Annotated in this window: 2 tRNA genes; both read right to left on the minus strand. The window is 47.5% G+C overall.

The annotated features are described in order from the left end of the window. Window positions 1–16 precede the first annotated feature (16 nt). Window positions 17–92: transfer RNA gene (locus BK139_RS23500), tRNA-Phe, on the minus strand. Between the two features lie 147 nt (window positions 93–239). Next, window positions 240–316 (minus strand) — tRNA-Asp (locus BK139_RS23505). Window positions 317–326 lie beyond the last annotated feature (10 nt).

Raw genomic sequence — 326 nt, forward strand, 5'->3', positions numbered from 1 at the left:
CGCATAAGGTTATTAATGGTGGCTCAGGACGGAATCGAACCGCCGACACAAGGATTTTCAGTCCTTTGCTCTACCGACTGAGCTACTGAGCCATATTAAGTTATTTTGCCTAAATAAAATTTGGCTTCGTCCTTCGTCCCGATTTATCAATCGGTACGCTGAAGTATTTCAAGGCAGCTTATTCGGTCGTGCTCTACCGACTGAGCTACTGAGCCATATTTATTTATATTGTAAAAAAATGGCGGTCCGGACGGGACTCGAACCCGCGACCTCCTGCGTGACAGGCAGGCATTCTAACCAACTGAACTACCGGACCAGATTGCGGG

The organism is Paenibacillus sp. FSL R5-0490 (assembly GCF_001956215.1).
Taxonomy (GTDB): Bacteria; Bacillota; Bacilli; order Bacillales; family Cytobacillaceae; genus Cytobacillus.